The following is a 15,299-nucleotide window of genomic DNA, read 5'->3' on the forward strand; positions in this document are numbered from 1 at the left end:
TGATGGGGGATACCCCGGAAAACACCCCGCCATTCTACGCCTCAGCCCTTGGACAAGGCCTTGAGCGCCAGCTTGATGCCCTCGGACACGCCGGTGCCGGCCGGCACCTGCTTGATTGCCGAGGCGGCTTCCTTCTCCGAGTAGCCCAGCGCAAGCAGCGCGTTGAGCACATCGACGGCGCTGTCGGGCACCGCCGCGGCGCCGGGCGCATGCCCCAGTTCCGCGCCCAGCTTGCCCTTGAGCTCGAGCAGCAGCCGCTCGGCGGTCTTCTTGCCGATGCCCGGCACGCGCGTCAGCCGGCCCGCTTCCTGCAGCGTGATTGCCTGCGCCAGCTCGGATACCGACATGCCCGACAGCACCGCCAGCGCCATGCGCGCGCCGATGCCGCTGATCTTGATCAGCTCGCGGAAGGTATTGCGCTCGGCCGCCGTGCCGAAGCCGTACAGCAGGTGCGCGTCCTCGCGCACGATCAGCTGGGTCAGCAGCGTGACCGGCTGGCCCGACGCCGGCAGGTTATAGAAGGTGCTCATCGGTACGTCGACCTCATAGCCGACGCCATGGCAGTCGACCAGCAGGTGCGGGGGATTCTTCTCGATGAGGGTGCCGGCGATGCGTCCGATCATGTCTGGGCTTGTTGGGTAGGGGATGAAGCGGCCGCAAGTGTACCTCGCGGCCGCATTGCTGCCATCTTGCCGCCTCAGCGATTTGCATCGGCCGCGCGGCGCCCCAGCGCCGGGTCGTCGGTGAAGAAGCCATCGACGCCGGCCGCGATGAACGCTTCCAGCTCGCGCACCATGCCCGACGGGCTGCGCGTGGCCTCGTCGCCGCCGGTCTGCAGCGCCTTGGGCAGGAAGCTGTTCTCCGGGCGGAACGTGTAGGGATGGACGAACAGGCTGGCGGCATGGGCCTGGCGGACCAGCGCGGTCGGCGCGGCGAGCGCGCCCTGGGCGTCGCGCGGCACGACGCTGCTTTTCTCCGGGCCGATGCCGTCGGCGTAGGACGCCACCTCCCGCAGGCCAGTCGTATTCAGCATGTCGCCGAAGGTGCGGTTGTCGCCGGCGAGCTTCCAGTCGGCGGGACTCTTGCGCGGGTTGCCGACCAGTTGCACCAGCCTGACGTTGGGCTGCGCATGCCCGAACGTGCGGCGCAGCGCGCGCAAGCTGCCGCCTTCGAAGCACTGGATGAACAGCGGTGCCTGGCGGAGGTAAGGCTGGGCGCGCACCGCGGCGGCGAGCTTGTCTTCCATGGGCAGGCCGATGCCGCGGAAATAGCTCGGATGCTTCAGCTCGGCGTAAATGCCGATGGGTTTGCCGGTGCGAAGCGATGCCTGCTCGGCAAGGCGAACGATCTCATCGAAGGTGGGGATCTCGAACTGGTCGTTCAGCCGCGCATTGGCCGGGCGCAGGCGCGGGATGCGCTCGCGCGCGCGCAGCGTCTTGAGCTCGGCCAGCGTGAAGTCTTCGGTGAACCAGCCGGTCAGGCGCTCGCCGTCGATGACCTTGGTGCGCTTGCGGTCGGCGAATTGCGCCACGTCGGCGACATTGGTGGTGCCGGTGATGTCGTTTTCGTGGCGGGCCACCAGTACGCCGTCGCGGGTCATGACGAGGTCGGGCTCGATCGCATCGGCGCCGTCCTCGATCGCCTTGGTGTAGGCGGCCAGAGTGTGTTCGGGGCGCAGCGCGCTGGCGCCGCGATGGGCGATGACCAGCGCCTTCGGTTTCTCCGCGGCGGGGGGCTGCTGCGGCGTGCCTGTTGCCGGGGCCGGCGCCGGCGGCGCATGGGGTTTCGGCCGGGGCGCGGTGACACAGCCGGCGACCAGCATGGCGCCGGCAGCGGCCGCGGTGACCGGGATCCGCCAGCGCCGCAAGGCAAGCATTACGGGGCGGACGAGGACATCAATCTGGGTGGGCATTCAGTATTCCTGCGGGAAGACGAATGCCTGATTGTAAGAGACTCGGGATGCTGGCTCAGCCGACCAGCCGGCCGCGTCGCACACGCATGCCCTTGCGCGCCAGTTCCGGGGCCATGCCGGCCAGTGTGCCCAGCGTATTGCCGCCGTTGGCATGGCAAATGGCCACGCCCAGCGCATCGGCCGCGTCGCTGCCGGGCTGGCCTGGCAGCATCAGCAGGCGGGTCACCATCTCCTGGACCTGCGCCTTGTTGGCGCGGCCGTAGCCGACCACTGCGACCTTCAGCTGCAGCGCGGTGTATTCGAATACCGGCAGGCCGTAGCCGACCAGCCCGCAGATCGCTGCGCCGCGGGCCTGCCCGAGCAGCAGCGTGGATTGCGGGTTGACGTTGACGAAGACCTTTTCGATCGCGGCGCAGTCGGGGGCATAAGTGCGGGAGATCTCGCTGATGCCGTCGTAAAGCGTCTTCAGCCGTTCCGGCAGGCTCTCGTTGCCGTTGCTCTTGATCGTGCCCGAGGCGATGTAGGCAAGCTTGTTGCCTTGTTTCTCGATCACGCCAAAGCCGGTGGTGCGGAGGCCGGGGTCGATGCCTAGGATTCGCATATTGGGTTGGATTGGTATGGGGCTTGGCGCTGTTGGTGACATGGTGTCGGCCGTTGAACCGCTGGGTTCCGCCCTCCTGGGCGGGTCACTTTTTGTCCGAGCGACAAAAAGTAACCAAAAAGCGCGTTTACGGCCCTGCGGGCGGCCACTCTTATCGTAGTATGCGGCGGTTTTCGTACGGGGCTTTGCTTCGTTGCAGGGCACGGCTGCCTGACGCCGTGGTGCGCCACGGAGGATCGGGATTGATGCGGTGATTGAACGAGCCCAGAGCTGGGCGTGGCCCCTGCTGCTGATGGCATGGTAGGAACGCCTACGGCTGCGCTGCGCGCCGGCCCTAAGGGTAGGGCTGCCGCCCACGTCCTGGCCCCGGCTTCGGGCCCGGCGTCGTGCACGACGGCGCTGTGCGAGCGCAGCGACGCACTCCGTGCCCGAGCATTCGACCTACGATACTGAGCGCGCGCAGCGCAGCCGTAGGCGTCACACCGATAACGCGTTTAGCAGGGGGCCTACGCCCTGCATGGGGATCGTTCAATAGTGGGTCGACGCAGCCACTATCCCAGACTCACCTGGCGTAGCAGGTTCGAACCACCAGCCCCCATCGAACGGAAATCACCACCGCCTGAACCACCCACGCCGATGGATTGATAGCCAGCCGCTCAGGCGACGCGTTTTTTGGTTACTTTTTGTCGCTCGGACAAAAAGTGACCCGCCCAGCAGGGCGGAACCAGGCGGTTCAACGGCCGACAGCATGTCATCAACAGCGACAAAGCAGCTTCAACGGCCGACAGCCTGTCACCAACAGCGACAAGCTCCAGCCGTCAAACAAAACAAAACCGCTTAATGCCTGAAATGCCGCGTCCCAGTCAGCACCATCGCAATCCCCCGCTCATCCGCCGCAGCAATCACCTCATCATCCCGCACCGACCCACCCGGCTGAATCACGCAGGTAGCACCCGCATCCACAACAACATCCAACCCATCACGGAACGGGAAAAACGCATCCGACGCCACCGCGGAACCAGCCAGCGTCAGCCCGGCATTCTGCGCCTTGATGCTGGCAATCCGAGCCGAATCCACACGGCTCATCTGCCCGGCACCAACACCCAGCGTCATGCCACCACCACAGAACACGATGGCATTGGACTTGACGAACTTCGCCACCCGCCACGCAAACATCAGGTCATCCATTTCCTTCGGCGTCGGATGACGGCGCGTCACCACGCGCAACTCCGAAGGCTGCACATTCTTGGCATCCGGGCTCTGCACCAGCAGGCCGCCGCCAACACGCTTGAAGTCGAACTGGTTGATGCCCTTGCCCAGCGGAATCTCCAGCAGCCGCACGTTCTGCTTGGCCGCGAACACTGCGCGCGCGGCGGCGCTGAACGACGGCGCGATCAGCACTTCGACGAACTGCTTGGCCACCGCCTGCGCAGCGGCTTCGTCCAGCTCCACGTTGAAAGCGATGATGCCGCCGAAGGCCGAGGTCGAATCGGTCTTGAACGCCTTCTCATACGCTTCCAGCGCGTTGGCACCCAGCGCCACGCCGCACGGATTGGCGTGCTTGATGATGACGCAGGCAGCCCCATTGGCCGCATCGAACGACTTCACGCATTCCCACGCCGCATCGGCGTCGGCGATGTTGTTGTACGACAGCTCCTTGCCCTGCAGCTGCACGTAGTTGGCCAGCGCGCCATCCACCGCCTTCAGGTCCCGGTAGAACGCCGCCGATTGATGCGGGTTCTCGCCGTAGCGCATTTCCTGGACCTTGTCGAACGCCAGGTTCAGCGTCTGCGGGTAGGCGCTGCGGGCCTGGTGCGACTTGTCGGCACCCAGGCTGGTCAGGTAGTTGGTGATGGCACCGTCGTACTGCGCCGTGTGCGCGAACACCTTGGTCGCCAGGCGGAAGTTGGTGTCATAGCCAACCGCATTGCCGTTGGCACGCATTTCGTCGAGCACCACGGCGTAGTCGGCCGGATCGACGATCACGGTCACGTCGCGGTGGTTCTTGGCCGCCGAGCGCAGCATGGTCGGGCCGCCGATGTCGATGTTCTCGATCGCGTCCGGCAGCGTGCAGTCATCCTTGGCCACGGTCTGCTGGAACGGGTACAGGTTCACCACCAGCAGGTCGATCGTGGGGATGTTGTGCTCGGCCAGCGCGGCCATGTGCTCGGGCAGGTCGCGGCGCGCCAGGATGCCGCCGTGGACCTTCGGGTGCAGCGTCTTGACGCGGCCGTCGAGCATTTCCGGGAAGCCGGTGTAGTCGGCCACCTCCGTCACGGGCAGGCCGCTGTCGGCCAGCAGCTTGGCGGTGCCGCCGGTGGAAAGCAGCGTCACGCCGAGCGCGTTCAGTTCGCGCGCGAATTCGACGATGCCGGTCTTGTCGGATACGGAAAGGAGGGCTTGCTTGATCATGGCTGTGGGAAACGCTTCAAATTCAAAGTAAACCGTGCTGCTGCAGCTTCTTGCGCAGCGTGTTGCGATTGATGCCCAGATAGGCGGCCGCCAGCGACTGGTTGCGCTCGGCGCGCACCATCACGGCTTCCAGCAGCGGCCGTTCGACGGCCTCGAGCACCATGTTGTACATATTGGACGGCTCTTCACCGTCCAGGTCGCGAAAATACGTGTCCAGGCTATCCCGGATGCACTGGTCGATAGCGTTGCGGCTCATGCGGCAAGCAACTCCCCGTTATTGTTGTTGTTCGCTTCGTCTTTATCTTGTTTGCCCTGCTCGTCGTCCACGTACACCAGCCGGTCCGAGTACTGCGCCTGCTCGTCGAAGAAGGCGTTGACCGCCGCCAGTTGCTCGGTGGTGGATTCCAGCGTGTTCATCCGGTGCCGGAACAGGTTCGCGCCGCGCAGGCCGCGCGTGTACCAGGCAATATGCTTGCGCGCGGTGCGCACGCCGGTGAACTCGCCGTAGAAGGCGTAGTGGTCTTCCAGGTGCGCGTTCATGATCGCGCGGATCTCGGCCACCTCCGGCGACGGCAGCATTTCGCCGGTCTTCAGGAAGTGCTCGATTTCACGGAACAGCCACGGCCGGCCCTGCGCCGCGCGGCCGATCATGATCGCGTCCGCGCCGGTCAGCGCCAGCACCTGCTTTGCCTTCTGCGGCGTGGTGATGTCGCCGTTGGCGACCACCGGAATCGAGATCGCTGCCTTGACCGCGGCAATGGTCTCGTACTCGGCGTCGCCGTGGTACAGGTCGGCGCGGGTGCGCCCGTGGATGGTGAGCATGCTGATGCCCGCGTCCTCGACCATGCGCGCGATGCGCAGCGCATTGCGGTTCTCGCGGTTCCACCCGGTGCGGATCTTCAGCGTGACCGGCACGCGCTCGCCGACGGCGGCGACCACCGCCTCGACGATGCGCACCACCAGCGGCTCGTTCTGCAGGAGCGCAGAGCCGGCGGCCACGTTGCACACCTTCTTGGCCGGGCAGCCCATGTTGATATCGATGATCTGCGCGCCCCGGTCGACGTTGTAGCGCGCCGCCTCGGCCATCATCGACGGCTCGGCACCGGCGATCTGCACGGAGATGGGCTCGACCTCGCCGGCGTGGTTGGCGCGGCGCATGGTCTTTTCGCTTTTCCACAGCTGTGCGTTGGACGCCACCATTTCCGACACCGCATAGCCGGCGCCCAGCTGCTTGCACAGCTGGCGGAACGGCCGGTCCGTCACGCCCGCCATGGGGGCGACAAACAGGTTGTTGCGGAGTTGGTGAGGTCCGATCTGCACGATAGAGCGACGATAGCGCGGGTTCTGCTGGGGCCCTGCCGCCCTGGCGGCGCGCGCGCCGCCGACGGGATCGGGATGGCCTGCTCTGGCTCGGGAGCACTTGTGGCGATCGGGCGAAACAGAGACGAAACGGAAAAACATGCCCCTGCCGAAACTGCTGCCGGCGATGGATCGGGACATGTGCGAGGCCGAGATTCTACCGCCAAACGGGAGTGACTGCCCAAGAATTGAGCATCGATGGCGCAATCTGTAGCGGGATCTGTGGCGCGTGGCGCACGCGCCACAGATCCCCGATGCCAGTTTTCAGCGGCGCATGCCGAACATCATGTGGCGCGCCAGCGCGTGCCGCAGCGGCGGCAGGCAGGCCAGTGCCGCCAGCGACGCCCCGCGGGCATGCGCGGCAAGCGGGTAGGGCACGCCGAACAGGCGCGGCAGCAGGTCGGTGACGCCGATGGTGACCGCGCGGTCGAGCCGATGCCGGCTGGCAAAGGCCTGCAGCGCCTGCGGCGTGCAGGCGGCACGCAGCGAATCGGCCAGCGCGAAGGCGTCGCGCAGGCCCAGGTTGAGGCCCTGGCCCGCCACCGGGTGCAGCGTCTGCGCCGCATTGCCGACCGCAGCGACGCGGCCGCTGACCGTGACCGACGCGGCGTTCAGCCCCAGCGGGAAGGCATGGCGCTTGCCCGCCAGCGTGAAGTAGCCCATGCGGTCGCCGAAGGCATGGCCAAGCTCCAGCGCGAACTCCGCGTCGGGCAGCGCCAGCCGTCGCGCGGCCTGTTCGGGCGGGCAGCACCACACCAGCGCGTAGCCGGCAACGCCATGTTCGTCGTGGGGCAGCAGCGCCAGCGGGCCTTCGTCGGTAAAGCGCTCCCAGGCCCAGCCCGGCTGCGGCCGCGAGCAGGCCACATGGGCGATCACGGCAGTCTGCCCGTAGTCGCGCGTGCGCGCGCCGCGGCCCTGGTGCCGGGCCTGCTCGTGGAACAGGCCGCCCTCGGCCTGTATCGCCACCCTGGCGGTAAAGCGCGCGACCTGCCCGTCATGGGCGGTGCCAGTCAGCCGCACCGTGCCGCCGTCGGGATCGTCGCCAGTGCCGGCGGATGGCGCCTGCTCGATCTGGTCGATGCGGGTCTCGAATACGCGCTGCAGCCGGTCGGCGGGGCAAGCCTGCGCGGCGCGCGCGAGGGCGCGTTCGAGCACATCGCACAGCTCGCCATAGCGGACCACATAGCCCAATGCCGGCACGCCGTAGTCGTCATGGTGCAGCCGGACATGGCCGAAGCGGCCGCGCTGCGACACGTGGATATGCTCGATCGGGCTGCCGGGCACGGGCCACGCGCCGATCTGCTCGAGCAGCTGGCGGCTGCCGTGCGACAGCGCGATCGCGCGCGGGTCGCGCGCGGCGCGCGCCGGCGTGGCCGCATCGATCAGCGCGATGCGCCAGTCGGTGGTGCGCAGCAGCTGGCAGGCCAGCGCCAGTCCCACCGGGCCGCCGCCGACGATGGCGATGTCCTGGATATCAGCTGGCGCGGCCGGCATCGTCACTGCCTCCTGCATTGCCGCCGGTGCCATCGCTGCCGCCGATGCCAGTCTCGCCGGCCCCGCGCTTCCAGCAGATCGCGTCAGTGCGCGACTTGCCGGCCGCAGCGTCGCGCAGCGCATTGTCGAGCTTCTGCTGGCTGAAGCCGGGCAGCGCGCGCAATTGCTCGAGCAGCGCGGCATAGTTGGCGGCATCGGCCGGGACCACACAGCCCTGGCCGCTGTCGGGCGCGCCGACCAGGATCAGCCAGGCAGCGCCCGCCCAGGGTTCGCGGTTGGAGACGCGCACCACGACGCGTTCCAGCGCATCCCACGCGATTTCCTCGCGCTGCCCATCGGGGCGGTGCACCACGACGCGGTCGTCGAACAGGTTGATGATGAACGGCTCCGACGGGTCGCGCGGTTTTGCGGCTGCAGCCTGGGTGCTGCCCTGGCCGGGAAAGAGTCTGCGCAGCCAACCGATCATCGCCGGCCTCCGGCATCGCGCATCAGCGCTTCGATCTCGTCGGCATGCACCGGCACGCCGCGGGTGATCAGCTCGCAGTCGCCATCGGTCACCACGGCGTCATCCTCGATGCGGATGCCGATATGCCAGTAGCGCTCCGGCACGTCCTGCGCCGGACGCACGTAGATGCCGGGCTCGACGGTCAGCACCATGCCCGGCTGCAGCGGCCGCCACGGGCGCTCGCCTTCGCCGCTGTGGCTGGCGACGCGGTATTCGCCCACGTCGTGCACGTCCATGCCAAGCCAGTGCCCGGTGCGGTGCATGTAGAAGCGGCGGTAGCTGCCGCTGGCCAGCACGTCGTCGAGCGTGCCTTCCTTGTTGCGGTCGAGCAGGCCGGTATCGAGCATGCCTTGCGCCAGCACGCGCACGGCGGCATCGTGCGGCACGTTGTAGGGCACACCGGCGCGGGTTTCGGCGATCGCGGCTTCCTGCGCCGCCACCACCAGGTCATACAGCTCGCGCTGCGCGGGCGAAAAGCGCCCCGACACCGGGAAGGTACGGGTGATGTCCGAAGCGTAGCCGTCGAGCTCGCAGCCGGCGTCGATCAGGCACAGGTCGCCATCCTTCAGTTCGGCCGGGCCGGCGCGGTAATGCAGTACGCAGGCATTGGGGCCGGCGGCGACGATCGAGTTGTAGGCCACGCTCTGCGCGCCGTGGCGGCGGAATTCATAGAGCAGCTCGGCTTCGAGGTGGTATTCGCGCAGGCCCGGGCGCGTGGCCTGCATCGCGCGCACATGGGCGCCGGCGGAGATTGCGCCCGCGCGGCGCATGATGGCCAGCTCGCCCGCGTCCTTGAACAGCCGCATCTCGTCGAGCAGCGTGCGGATATCGATCGCCACCGACGGCGCCGACACCCCGGCGCGGCCCTGCATGCGCACGGCGTCGAGCCAGCGGCGCATCTGCACGTCGGTGCGGGTCGACTCGGCCAGCGGGTAAGCGACCTGCGCGCGATTGGCCAGCAGCGGCGGCAGCGTCGCATCGATCTCTTCGAACGAATGCGCCTCGTCGAAGCCAAACGCGGCGCGCGCCCCTTCGGGGCCGTAGCGGAAGCCGTCCCAGATCTCGCGCTCCTCGTGCTTGGGGCGGCAGAACAGGATGCTGCGGTCGGCATCGGCCGGGTCGCCCGGCGCGCCGGCTACCAGCACCAGCACGGCCTCGGGCTCGGTGAAGCCGGTCAGGTAATAAAAATAGCTGTCGTGGCGGTACGGATAGTCGCTGTCGCGGTTGCGCATCGCTTCCGGCGCCGTAGGCAGGATCGCCACGCCACCGCCGCCGGCGCGCAGGTGCTGCAGCACACGGGCGCGGCGTTCGCGGCAGGCGGCGAGGAGGGCGTTGTCGGGTGCGGACATGGTGTGGCCTGGGGAAGAGGAGGATCAGGCCGATTCTAACGCCGCCGGGCGCGTTGCAGCGGCGGTGCTGCAAAAGGCGCGTCGCGCCACTGCCATGGCGCGGCTTCCATACCCCTGGTTCAACGCCCCACGGAGGCGACCGGCACAGGCGCAATACTGGCGTCCAGCTCTGCCAGCTGCGCCGGCGTCCCAACGTTTTCCCAGCGCCCGTCGAAACGTTCTCCGCTGGCGGTGCCGGCGGCGATCGCGGCGCGGTAGAAGGGTGTCATGGCGACCCGCGTGCCAGTCGCGATGCCGGCAAACAGGCGCGTATCGTACAGGCCGATATTGCCGAAGGTGAGGCGCTCGCCGTGGATCGGGTGCTCCTCCAGCGATAGCCGTCCTTGCGCGTCCATTCCGAAGTCGCCACGCGGATGGAACGCGGGGTTGGGCACCATGACCAGGTGCATGCGCGGCTCGGCGGCGCCGGCCATCGCGGCGGCGCGGGGCAGCAGCTTGCGGAAGTCGTAGTCGCAGAAGATGTCGCCCGACACGGCCAGGAAGATCTCGCCGCGGGCCGGGTCGTGCGACAGCAGCGGCAGGGCCTTGGCGATGCCGCCGGCGGTTTCCAGTGCCTGGGTTTCGGGCGAGTACGCGATGCGCACGCCGAAGCGGCTGCCGTCGCCGAGCGCGGCCTCGATCTGCTCGCCGAGCCACGCGTGGTTGATGACGATGTCGCGCAGGCCGGCGCGCGCCAGCGCTTCGATCTTCCAGACGATCAGCGGCTTGCCGGCCACGGCCAGCAGCGGCTTGGGGCAGGTATCGGTCAGCGGGCGCATGCGGTCGCCGCGGCCGGCGGCGAAGATCATGACCTTCATCAGAACAGGGCCTCCAGGGCAAGCAGCGCGGCCATGCCGCCGGCGATGGTCCAGCCGACGCTGCGGGTACGCGCGGCGATCAGGATGGCGACCACGCCGGCCACCAGCCGCGCATTGGTAGGGGTGAGCGCGAGCTCGCCGCCCTGCATCAGCAGGTCGGGGGCGATCAGCGCGGACAGCATGGCGGCCGGGACGAACTGCAGCGCGGTCCGGAACCACGCCGGCAGCCGCACGCGGCCTTCCACGGCAATGAATGACAGGCGGATCAGGAAGGTCGCCAGGCCGGCGGCCAGGAAGACCCATAGCAAGGTCAGCGCATTCATGCGGCCTCCTTGCCGACCGAGCCGGCCCGATCCGCCGCGCCGGCCCGGCGCGCGCCGGGGCGGTTGCCGCGGCCCAGTACCAGCATGCCGGCGGCGATGCCGCCCAGCGCCGCCACCATCAGCCCGAGCTTGTGCGGCAGGCCGTAGCAGGCCACCGCCAGTATGCTGGCGGCCACCGCAGCGGCCACGTGCGAGCGGTGCTTGAGACCGGGCACGATGATGCCGATGAACGTCAGCGGCAGGAAGAAATCGAGCGGCCAGTCGCGCGGCACCTGGGCGCCGACCAGCACGCCGGCCAGCGTCGACACCTGCCAGCTGGCCCACAGCGCGAAGCCGCCGCCGAAGTAGTACCAGTGGCGGTATTGCGCGCGCGGGCCGGTATCGCCCAGCCGGTGCGTCATCGCGGCGAAGGCCTCGTCGGTCAGCAGGTAGGCGATCAGCGCCTTCCAGCGGCGCGGCAGGTGGGCCAGCGTGGGCGCGATCGTCGCGGAATACAGGGCGTGGCGCAGGTTGACCATGGCCACCGTCAGCGTGATCACCACCGCGGGCGTGCCGGCGGTCCACAACTGGGTCAGGATCATCTGCGAGGCGCCGCCGAATACGATCGCGCTCATGGCACAAGCCAGCCACGCCGGCATGCCGGCGCCGACGGCCAGCACGCCGTAGATCAGGCCAAACGGCACCACGCCAAGCAGCATCGGCGCGAGCGCGCGCGCGCCGGCCAGCCATTCGCCGAGGGCGGTAATGGCGGCGCTGGCGTGGGCGGCGTGCGGCCGGGCCGGGTCGTTGGCGTCAGGCACGTCGTCAGAAGGTATAGCCGGCCGGGCTGGCCGCGCCTTCCAGCGCATCCAGCAGGCGGATCAGCTTGCGCAGCTCGGTATAGCGGCCGGCAACGTTGCGGGTGTACTTCAGCACCAGCGGCAGGTTGGCGAGGTAGCCGTCCTTGCCGTCGCGGTGGTACAGGCGGGCGAAGATGCCCAGCACCTTCAGGTGGCGCTGCAGGCCCATCCACTCGAAATCGCGGTAGAACTCGCCGAAATCGGCATTCACCGGCAGGCCGGCCTTGCGCGCGCGCTCCCAGTAGCGGATCAGCCAGTCGAGCTGCTGTTCCTCTTCCCATTCGATATAGGCGTCGCGCCACAGCGAGACCGCGTCATAGGTGATCGGGCCGATCACCGCGTCCTGGAAATCCAGCACGCCAGGATTGGCGCCGCCGTCCAGCACCATCAGGTTGCGCGAGTGGTAGTCGCGGTGCACGTAGACCTGCGGCTGCGCCAGGTTGTTGGCAAGCAGCGTATCCATTACTTCACGCAGGTCGGCCTGCTGGGCGTCGCCAAGTGTGGCGCCAAGGTGTTTGGCCACGTACCACTGCGGGAACAGGTCGAGCTCGCGCTGCAGCAGCGCGCGGTCGTAGGCGGGCAGTTCGCCGGGGCGGGTGGCGGCCTGGATGCGGACCAGCGCCGCGGCGGCGTCGGCATACATGCCATGGGCGGTGGAGTCGTCCAGCCGTGACAGGTAAGTCTGGCTGCCCAGGTCCGCGAGCAGCAGGAAACCCTGCGCCAGGTCCTGCGCCAGCACGGTCGGCACGGTCACGCCGGCCGCGCCGAACAGCTGGCAGACGTGGATGAAGGGGCGGCAGTCCTCGTGCGCCGGCGGCGCGTCCATGACGATGGCGGTCGGGTGCGCCGGGTTGCCGGTGCGCACGCGGAAATAGCGCCGGAAGCTGGCATCGGCCGATGCGGGCACGCAGGAGTCGGGATCGGCGGACCATGCCGGGCCAAGGCCGGACACCCAGGCCTTGAGCTGGTCCAGGCGCGGGTCGTGGGGAAGAGCTGCCATACAGGAAGGGCGCGGAAAAATATCGTGGAGCGGGGCAAGCCGGCCGCAAGGGCAGGTTTGGATGCCCCGTATAATACCCGACCAGACCCGGGCGCCGGGCGGCCCCCGGGAGGGGCCTTCGTTGCCCCGCAGCCTGTTCTGGCAGGGGTTGGCGGCTTGCAGGCGGCCGCAGCCCACGCCGAGACTGACAACCCGTGCGAATGACCGAACAACGACGAACACCGAATAACAAGGCCTTGCTTTCGCCTGCCCCCTCTGGCGCCGCCGCCCGCGCCAGGCGCGCCGGCCGCCTGAACGCGGGCCGGCTGCGCCCGCTGGTGCTGGCCATGGCCGGGCTGTCGGCCGGCGCGCAGGCGCAGATGTCTGGCTCGGCGATTCCGGACCTGGACCAGGTCGAGCCGGTGTTCGAAGCCGCACCGCAGGTGCCCGAGCTGCCCGCGGTCTCGGGCGAACTGGTGCCGCGGCTGGCCGAGCCTCCCAAGACCAGCGAGCCTGATTCCGGCGCGCCGACGTTCATCGAGGGCGACCGCATGACCGGCTACAGCGAGCGCGGCGTCGAGCTCGAGGGCCATGCCGAACTGCGTCGCGACGGCGGCGTGGTCAAGGGCGACAAGCTGAGCTACGACCAGGATACGGACGAGGCCCATGCCGAGGGCAACGTGCGGCTGTCGCGCAGCGGCACGCTGGCAGTGGGGCCGGAGGCGAAGCTGAAGGTCGAGGCCAACGAAGGCTACATGCTGTCGCCCGACTACTACTTCCAGCAGACCGGCGGCGCCGGCAAGGCCGAGCGCATCGACTTCCTGGACAAGGACCGCAGCACCATCAAGCGGGCGTCGTACACCACCTGCTCGCCGGACAATGCGGACTGGTATTTCAGCGCCAACCAGATTGACCTCGACAGCGACCGCCAGGTGGGCGTTGCCTATGGCGGCGTGCTGAATTTCTTCGGGGTGCCGATCGCGGCAGCGCCGGCATTCAGTTTTCCGTTGAACGATGATCGCCGCAGCGGCTTCCTGGCGCCGTTGATGGGTTACGGCTCGCGCTCGGGTTTCGACCTGACCATGCCGTACTACTTCAACATCGCGCCGAACCGCGACCTGACCATCTACCCGCGCCTGATGACGGAGCGGGGCCTGCAGCTGGGCGGCGAGTACCGCTACCTGGGGCAGGGCTACTCCGGCCGCATCCGCGCCGAGTTCCTGCCTGACGACCAGAAGACCAACTCGAACCGCTGGGCCTACTCGATCCAGCACAACCAGAACCTGGCCAAGGGGCTGAACGCCTACCTGAACGTCAACCGGGTCTCGGACGACCAGTACCCGGACGACTTCAACCGCAGCGTGGCGCAGTCCGCGCAGCGCCAGTACGTGCAGGAAGGCGGGGTCACCTACAACTGGCAGGACTTCTTCCTGATGGCGCGGGTGCAGAAGTTCCAGACGCTGCGCCCCAGCGAGCCATCGTACGAGCGCGTGCCGCAGCTCAACGGCAAGTACCTCCGCTATGACCTGGGCGGCTTCGACGTGCAGGTGGAGGCGGACTATACCCGCTTCCGCATCCCGCTGACGTCCACGGGCTTCCAGCAGCCGCAGGGCGAGCGCATGTATGTCCAGCCGAGCATCAGCTACCCGATCGTGCGCGCCGGCTGGTACGTGACGCCGAAGGTCACGTTCAACGCGACCCAGTACCAGATGGAGTCGCAGGACAATACGCCCAACGCGCAGACCAATTTCTCGCGCGTGCTGCCCACCGTCAGCCTGGATTCGGGCATGACGTTCGAGCGCGAGGCGCCGACCATGAGCCGGCTGTTCGGCGTGAACTTCCTGCAGACGCTGGAGCCGCGCCTGTTCTACGTGTACACGCCGTTCCGCGACCAGAGCCTGTTCCCGCTGTTCGACACGGTCCAGTCCGATTTCGGCTACGGCCAGATCTTCAGCGAGAACCCGTTCACCGGCTACGACCGCATCGCCGACAACAACAAGATCACCGGTGGCCTGACCACGCGCCTGATCGAGTCCGACTCCGGCATCGAGCGCTTCCGCGGCACCATCGCGCAGCGCTACGACTTCACCGGGCAGCGCGTGCAGCTCAATGGCACGCTGGCGGACCCCAAGCCCGGCGCATCCGACCTGCTTGCCGCGACCACCATCCAGATGTTCCGGGGCTATTACCTGGACATGGGCTTGCAGTACAACCTGGATACCGACCGGGTCAACTACGGCAACGTGGCGTTTTCATACCGCCCCGAGCCGCGCAAGGTCTTCAACGCCGGCTACCGCTACCGCCGTCCGACCGCCGTGACCGACAACACCGCGATCGACCAGTTCGAGCTGTCGGGCCAGTGGCCGATCACGCGGCGCGCCTACGCCATCGCCCGCTTTGCCTTCGACCTGAGCGCGAGCCAGATGGTCGATACGCTGGCCGGCGTCGAATACGCCGCGGATTGCTGGGTCGGCCGCGTGGTTTACCAGCGTTTCCGCAACACCACGCAGGGCTATACCGGGCGGGTCTTCCTGCAGGTGGAGTTCCGTGGCCTTTCCAAGATCGGGTCCAATCCGCTGAACATCCTGCGCCTGAACGTGCCGGGCTACGAGCCTGTGTCCGCCAAGCCGGTGCCGACGACCCAGTACGATCACTATGAATGACGGATT

The 15,299-nt window shown here is 68.0% G+C and carries 14 protein-coding genes; 1 reads left to right on the forward strand and 13 read right to left on the reverse strand.

Annotated elements, in window-relative coordinates; translation table 11 throughout:
- Positions 1-41 precede the first annotated feature (41 nt).
- The 13 genes from ruvA to E1J61_RS09100 form a co-directional block, all read right to left on the reverse strand.
- The gene (gene ruvA / locus E1J61_RS09040; RefSeq protein WP_133093736.1) at positions 42-623 is read right to left on the reverse strand and encodes a Holliday junction branch migration protein RuvA; all 582 of its coding nucleotides are present in this window, start codon (positions 621-623) and stop codon (positions 42-44) included.
- A gap of 74 nt (positions 624-697) precedes the next feature.
- Positions 698-1,876, reverse strand: a complete 1,179-nt coding sequence (locus E1J61_RS09045; protein WP_133094205.1) for a glycerophosphodiester phosphodiesterase — start codon at positions 1,874-1,876, stop codon at positions 698-700.
- 91 nt (positions 1,877-1,967) lie between these two features.
- Positions 1,968-2,513, reverse strand: a complete 546-nt coding sequence (gene ruvC, locus E1J61_RS09050) for a crossover junction endodeoxyribonuclease RuvC (RefSeq protein ID WP_133093737.1) — start codon at positions 2,511-2,513, stop codon at positions 1,968-1,970.
- A gap of 837 nt (positions 2,514-3,350) precedes the next feature.
- The gene (purH, locus tag E1J61_RS09055; protein ID WP_063236800.1) at positions 3,351-4,925 is read right to left on the reverse strand and encodes a bifunctional phosphoribosylaminoimidazolecarboxamide formyltransferase/IMP cyclohydrolase; all 1,575 of its coding nucleotides are present in this window, start codon (positions 4,923-4,925) and stop codon (positions 3,351-3,353) included.
- A 22-nt stretch (positions 4,926-4,947) separates the two neighbouring features.
- Positions 4,948-5,181 carry a Fis family transcriptional regulator gene (locus E1J61_RS09060; RefSeq protein WP_019447044.1) on the reverse strand — a complete coding sequence of 78 codons (234 nt, stop codon included), beginning with the start codon at positions 5,179-5,181 and terminating at the stop codon, positions 4,948-4,950.
- The gene (gene dusB / locus E1J61_RS09065; RefSeq protein WP_133093738.1) at positions 5,178-6,245 is read right to left on the reverse strand and encodes a tRNA dihydrouridine synthase DusB; all 1,068 of its coding nucleotides are present in this window, start codon (positions 6,243-6,245) and stop codon (positions 5,178-5,180) included. Before dusB ends, E1J61_RS09060 begins: the two co-directional genes overlap by 4 nt.
- A gap of 303 nt (positions 6,246-6,548) precedes the next feature.
- Positions 6,549-7,778, reverse strand: coding sequence for a UbiH/UbiF/VisC/COQ6 family ubiquinone biosynthesis hydroxylase (locus tag E1J61_RS09070; RefSeq protein ID WP_207951191.1), 1,230 nt, complete (start codon positions 7,776-7,778; stop codon positions 6,549-6,551).
- Positions 7,759-8,244 (reverse strand): hypothetical protein, encoded by a 486-nt coding sequence (locus tag E1J61_RS09075; protein WP_133093739.1) that lies wholly within the window; start codon positions 8,242-8,244, stop codon positions 7,759-7,761. Before E1J61_RS09075 ends, E1J61_RS09070 begins: the two co-directional genes overlap by 20 nt.
- Positions 8,241-9,632, reverse strand: coding sequence for an aminopeptidase P N-terminal domain-containing protein (locus E1J61_RS09080; RefSeq protein WP_133093740.1), 1,392 nt, complete (start codon positions 9,630-9,632; stop codon positions 8,241-8,243). Before E1J61_RS09080 ends, E1J61_RS09075 begins: the two co-directional genes overlap by 4 nt.
- A 119-nt stretch (positions 9,633-9,751) precedes the next feature.
- Positions 9,752-10,489 carry an N-acetylmuramate alpha-1-phosphate uridylyltransferase MurU gene (murU, locus tag E1J61_RS09085; RefSeq protein ID WP_133093741.1) on the reverse strand — a complete coding sequence of 246 codons (738 nt, stop codon included), beginning with the start codon at positions 10,487-10,489 and terminating at the stop codon, positions 9,752-9,754.
- Positions 10,489-10,812 carry an AzlD domain-containing protein gene (locus tag E1J61_RS09090; RefSeq protein WP_133093742.1) on the reverse strand — a complete coding sequence of 108 codons (324 nt, stop codon included), beginning with the start codon at positions 10,810-10,812 and terminating at the stop codon, positions 10,489-10,491. Before E1J61_RS09090 ends, murU begins: the two co-directional genes overlap by 1 nt.
- Positions 10,809-11,510, reverse strand: a complete 702-nt coding sequence (locus tag E1J61_RS09095) for an AzlC family ABC transporter permease (protein WP_240745976.1) — start codon at positions 11,508-11,510, stop codon at positions 10,809-10,811. The genes E1J61_RS09090 and E1J61_RS09095 overlap by 4 nt, the downstream gene beginning before the upstream one ends.
- A 106-nt stretch (positions 11,511-11,616) precedes the next feature.
- On the reverse strand, positions 11,617-12,651 hold the full coding sequence (locus E1J61_RS09100; RefSeq protein WP_133093744.1) for an aminoglycoside phosphotransferase family protein: 1,035 nt from the start codon (positions 12,649-12,651) through the stop codon (positions 11,617-11,619).
- Positions 12,652-12,851: 200 nt separating this feature from the next.
- Between E1J61_RS09100 and E1J61_RS09105 the strand changes: the two genes are divergently transcribed.
- Positions 12,852-15,293 (forward strand): LPS-assembly protein LptD, encoded by a 2,442-nt coding sequence (locus E1J61_RS09105; RefSeq protein WP_133093745.1) that lies wholly within the window; start codon positions 12,852-12,854, stop codon positions 15,291-15,293.
- Positions 15,294-15,299: the final 6 nt, after the last annotated feature.

The organism is Cupriavidus sp. L7L (genome assembly GCF_004353535.1).
Classification (GTDB): domain Bacteria; phylum Pseudomonadota; class Gammaproteobacteria; order Burkholderiales; family Burkholderiaceae; genus Cupriavidus; species Cupriavidus oxalaticus_A.